Below are 5661 nucleotides of genomic sequence, written 5' to 3'. Positions count from 1 at the left end.
GCCCGGCCTACGGCATCTACGCCGTGCGCTGCGCCGTGGACGGGGAGGGGCCGCTGGTGTGGCATGACGGCGTCGCCAATCTCGGCATCCGGCCGATGTGGCGGACCGAGGCGCCGCTGCTCGAGGCCTATCTGTTCGACTTCTCCGGCGACCTCTACCACCGTCACCTGCGGGTGCAGCTGGTGGAATGGCTGCGCGGCGAGGAGACGTTCGATTCCCTTGAGGCGCTGGTCGCTCAGATCGACCGCGACTGCGAGGCCGCGCGGCAGACGCTGGCCCGATAGGACATCTCTCCCTGCGGTATCGGCTCCGGATGGCTACAATGGCGTCCGAGATTTCGAGTCGATTTTAATTCGCATTTAGAGAGATTTCTCGATGTCCATCATCATCGGCACGAATGGCGACGACGTTCTGCGAGGCACCGGCGGCGACCAGGTTTTCGGGCTGGACGGCAACGACCGGCTGATAGGTTCAGGAGGATCGAATATCCTTGTCGGCGGTGCCGGCGCCGACGAGATCCAGGGCACTGGGTACACGGAATATGCGTCCTATGTCGGCTCCAGCGCCGGCGTGACCATTGACTTGGCGGCTAACACGGCCTCCGGCGGCGATGCCCAGGGCGACGTGCTCTCCGGCATCAGGGGGCTGATCGGATCGGCTTTCAACGACGTTCTGTCGGCCAATGTCGGCAGTTTCGTGTACCTCCAGGGCGGCGCCGGAGACGATGTCCTCACCGCGGGCTCCGGGGGCGGTTCGCTGGAGGGCGGAGCCGGGGCCGATACCCTGACCGGCTCGGCGAGCGCCGTTCGATGGCTCACCGCCGCTTACTACGGTCACTCTTCGGCCGGCGTCACCGTGAACCTGGCCACGGGCACGGGGTCGGGCGGGGAGGCCGAGGGCGACATCCTGCAGAACATCAACGCTGTCTCCGGCTCCGCCCATGACGATGTCCTGATCGGCGGCAGTGCGGAGGACTATTTCCTGGCCGGCAGCGGCAACGACGTGCTCCGCGGCGGTGTCGGCGGCGACCAACTGTATGGCGGTAATGGCGAGGACACCGCCGACTACTCGCAGGCCGCTGCCGGAGTCGCCGCGTCGCTGTACTATGGCGCCGGCAACGGCGGCGAAGCCCAGGGCGACATACTCCGGGAGATCGAGGATCTCGTGGGATCGGCTTTCAACGACACCCTGTCCGGCGACTTCAATGCGAATGTGATCGAAGGCGGCGCCGGCGCCGACGTGCTGGATGGGCGTGGCGGCATCGACCTCCTCAGCTACGAGCACTCTGCCGCCGGCGTCACGGTCAGCCTCACGACCGGCGTCGCCCTGGGCGGCGATGCCGAGGGCGACACCCTGACCGCGTTCGAGAACCTGCTCGGCAGCGCCTTCGCCGACACGCTGGCCGGCGACGCCGGCAACAACGTGCTGGAGGGAGGGGCCGGGGCGGATGCGCTCTACGGCAGCGGTGGAATCGACACGGCCGTCTACGCCCATTCGGCTGCCGGGGTGCAGGTCGATCTCGTGGCGGGAACGGGAGCCGGCGGTGACGCGGCGGGCGACAGCCTGTTCAGCATCGAGAATGTGACCGGGTCCGCCTATAACGACACCCTGGCCGGCGGTATCGGGGCCAACACATTGTCGGGCGGTGCCGGCGACGACATCCTCCGCGGCGGTGCCGGGGCGGACATCCTCGACGGCGGCGCCGGCAACGACAGCGTCTTCTATAACTCCAGCCAGGCAGGCGTAATCGTCAACCTGCTGCTCGGCGTCGCGGTCGGCGGCGATGCCCAGGACGACTCCCTGATCAGCATCGAGAGGGTGACCGGCTCGGACCTCGCCGACAGGCTGACCGGTAATGCTGCGAGCAACACCCTGTACGGCCGGGGCGGCGACGATATCCTCTCGGGCGGCGCCGGCGCCGATGTCCTGTCCGGCGATGCGGGGGCGGACCAGCTGGACGGCGGCAGCGGCGTCGACACCGCCTATTATGCGGGCAGCAAGGCCGGCGTGCAGGTCGATCTCGGCGCCCACACCGCCTCCGGCGGCGACGCGGCCGGCGACACGCTGACCGGCATCGAGCAGCTGATGGGGTCCGAGTTCGGCGACACGCTGACCGGCGATGCCGGCGCCAATGTGCTGTGGGGCCAGGGCGGCGACGACGTGCTCACCGGCGGCAGCGGCGGCGACACCCTCAAGGGCGGCGCCGGCAGCGACCGCTTCGTCTATCTTGCGGCCGGCGACAGCGACGGCGGCGTCGCCACCCAGGACGCGATCGGGGATTTCACGTCCGGCGACCGGATCGACGTGTCGGCGATCGACGCCAACGGCGCGGGGCCTGGCGACGGCAGCTTCACCTTCATCACCGGCGCCTTCACCGGTGCCGGCGGCGAGCTGCGGGTCGCGGCCGGCCTCAACGGCTATGTCGCGGTGCAGGGCGACGTCGATGGCGACAAGGTCGCCGACTTCACCATCAACGTGCTGTCGGACCACACGCTGACCGCCGCCGATTTCGTGCTGTGACGAGTGCGCGGGGCCGGTTCGCCGGCCCCGCGACTCCACGCGCCTTGACCCCGGGGCCCCTTCCAGTACGATAAGGCCCATGCGCAAGCCGGCCGCCCTGTTCCGAATTATCCGCCCGGCCCTCTGACGGGGGTCGGGTCACCGCGCCGCGCGCACCCCTCCACATGCCGCCCCGCCGGCCCCATCGGGTCGTCCGGCTGGCATCCGAGCGTCAAAGCGGGTATTGAGCCCCGCGTGGATCCACGAGCCCTCATGCCATGACCGCCCAGCCTGCCGAGACACCGGGCACCGCCCCGGCTGCTGCCGACTACCGATCCACCGTCTTTTTGCCGAAGACGGACTTCCCGATGCGCGGCGGCCTGCCCCAGAAGGAGCCGGAGCTGCTGGCCCGCTGGGCCGAGACCGACCTGCTGGGTCGGATCCGTGCCGCCGCCAAGGGCCGCGAGAAGTTCGTGCTGCATGACGGCCCGCCCTATGCGAACGGCGACATCCATATCGGCCATGCCGTCAACAAGATCCTGAAGGACATCGTCGTCCGCACCCGGCAGATGCTGGGCCGGGATTCGGTCTATGTCCCGGGCTGGGACTGCCACGGCCTGCCGATCGAGTGGAAGATCGAGGAGAAGTACCGCAAGGCCGGCCAGGACAAGGACGCGGTGCCGGTGCTGCAGTTCCGCGAGGAATGCCGCGCCTTCGCCCGCCACTGGGTGGGCGTGCAGTCGGAGCAGTTCCAGCGCCTCGGCGTGATGGGCGACTGGGCCGACCCGTATCTGACCATGACCGACGCGGCCGAGGCGCAGATCGTCCGTGAGATCCACAAGTTCCTGCTGAATGGCGGCCTGTATCGCGGGCTGAAGCCGGTGCTGTGGTCGGTGGTCGAGAAGACCGCTTTGGCCGAGGCCGAGGTCGAGTACCAGGACCTGACCTCCGACATGGTCTGGGTGCGCTTCCCGGTGACCAAGGCGTCGCGGCCGTCGCTCGAGGGCTCGGCGGCGGTGGCCTGGACCACCACGCCCTGGACCCTGCCGGCCAACCGCGCCATCGCCTACGGCCCGGATTTCGAATACGGCGTCTACAAGGTCGATGCTGTGGCCGAGGGCAGCCTGGCCAAGGTCGGCGAGACGCTGGTCGTGGCCACGGCGCTGGCTGAGGCGGTCGCCAAGGACCTCGCCGTCACCGGCTGGACCGCGATCGACAAGTTCCCGGGCGCTGAGTTCGCCGGCACCGTCGCCCGCCACCCGCTGGCGGGGCAGGGCTACGACTTCGAGGTGCCGTTCCTGCCCGGCGGCCATGTCACGGTCGATGCCGGCACCGGCTTGGTCCACACCGCGCCCAGCCATGGCGCCGACGACTTCGACCTCGGCCGCGCCCACGGCATCCCGGCCAGCGAGACGGTGACCGAGGACGGCCGCTACCATGTCAGCGTGCCGCTGTTCGCCGGCCACGTGATCTACCGGCCGGACGGCAAGAAGGGCGACGCCAACAAGGTCGTCACCGCTGCGGTCGAGGCCGCCGGCGGCCTGCTGGCCCGCGGCCAGATCCGCCACTCCTACCCGCACAGCTGGCGGTCCAAGGCGCCGCTGATCTTCCGCGCCACGCCGCAATGGTTCATCTCGATGGAGACGAACGGGCTGCGCGAGACGGCGCTGGAGGCGCTGAAGCACACCCGCTTCGTGCCGGAGCAGGGCTACAACCGCCTGTCCTCGATGATCGAGAGCCGGCCGGACTGGGTGATCAGCCGCCAGCGCGCCTGGGGCGTGCCGATCGCGATCTTCGTCGACAAGGTGACCGGCGAGCCGCTGCGCGATCCGGCGGTGTGCCAGCGCATCGCCGCGGCCTTCGAGCTTGAGGGCTCGGACGCCTGGTACAAGCACGACGCCCGGTTCTTCCTCGGCGAGACCTTCAAGGTCGAGGATTACGAGCAGATCTTCGACATCGTCGACGTCTGGTTCGAATCCGGCTCGACCCACGCCTTCGTGCTGGAGCAGCGGCCGGAGCTGAAATGGCCGGCCGATCTGTATCTCGAAGGCTCGGACCAGCATCGCGGCTGGTTCCACTCCTCGCTCTTGGAAAGCTGCGGCACGCGCGGCCGGGCGCCCTATGACGCGGTGCTGACCCACGGCTTCACGCTCGACGAGCAGGGCCGGAAGATGTCGAAATCGCTCGGCAATGTGGTGGCGCCGCAGACGGTGGTCGATCAGTCCGGCGCCGACATCTTGCGCCTCTGGATCGTCGGCACCGACTATTCCGAGGACATGCGGATCGGCAAGGAGATCCTGAAGTATCAAGCCGACGCCTATCGCCGGCTGCGCAACACGCTGCGCTACCTGCTCGGCGCCCTCGACGGCTTCGAGGACAGCGAGCGGCTGCCGGCCGCCGAGCTGCCGGAGCTGGAGCGCTGGGTGCTGCACCGGCTGTGGGAGCTGGACGGCACCATCCGCCGGGCGATCGAGGCCTATGACTTCCACGCCATGTCGACGGCGCTGCACAATTTCTGCGCCGTGGACTTGTCGGCCTTCTACTTCGACATCCGCAAGGACTCGCTGTACTGCGACCGGCCGGACGATCCGCGCCGCCGCGCGGTGCGCACCGTGCTCGACATCCTGTTCGACCACCTGACGGTCTGGCTGGCGCCGATCCTCTGCTTCACGGCGGAGGAGGCGTGGCTGGCCCGGCACGGCGACGCGGCGGACAGCAGCGTCCATCTCCAGACCTTCCCGGAGGTGCCGGAGGCCTGGCGCGACGACGCGCTGGCGGCGCGCTGGGCCCGGCTGCGCGACCTACGCCGCGTCGTCACCGGCGCGCTGGAGCTGGAGCGCGCGGCCAAGCGCATCGGCTCGTCGCTGCAGGCCCATCCGGTGCTGCATGCCGGGGCGGAAGAGGCGGAGTTGCTGCGCAGCCTCGACTTCGCCGAGGTCTGCATCACTTCCGGCCTGACGGTCGAGACCGGGGCGGTTCCGGACGGCGCCTTCATCCTGCCGGACGTGCCGGACGTGGGCGTGGTCGTCGCCTCGGCCGACGGGCATCGCTGCGAGCGCTGCTGGCGGGTCCTGCCGGAGGTCGGCACGGTCGCGGCCCATCCGGACCTGTGCGTGCGCTGCGCCGATGCCGTGGATGCCATCGGCGCCGAGGCCTCGGCAT

General features: G+C 69.5%; 3 protein-coding genes. All 3 read left to right on the top strand.

The features are described 5' to 3' along the window. Nucleotides 1–284: riboflavin kinase (locus ABDW35_RS31010; RefSeq protein ID WP_343717703.1), on the top strand; the 284-nt coding region annotated here is incomplete at its 5' end. A gap of 91 nt (nt 285–375) precedes the next feature. Then, entirely contained in the window at nt 376–2520 is a 2145-nt protein-coding gene (locus tag ABDW35_RS31005; protein ID WP_343717702.1) for a calcium-binding protein, read from the top strand. A 257-nt stretch (nt 2521–2777) separates the two neighbouring features. Further along, nucleotides 2778–5661, top strand: a 2884-nt coding sequence (gene ileS / locus ABDW35_RS31000; RefSeq protein ID WP_343717701.1) for an isoleucine--tRNA ligase, incomplete at its 3' end; no start/stop codon positions are given.

The organism is Inquilinus sp., from assembly GCF_039594555.1.
Lineage (GTDB): Bacteria > Pseudomonadota > Alphaproteobacteria > DSM-16000 > Inquilinaceae > Inquilinus.
This window is presented reverse-complemented; position numbering and strand designations above follow the sequence as displayed.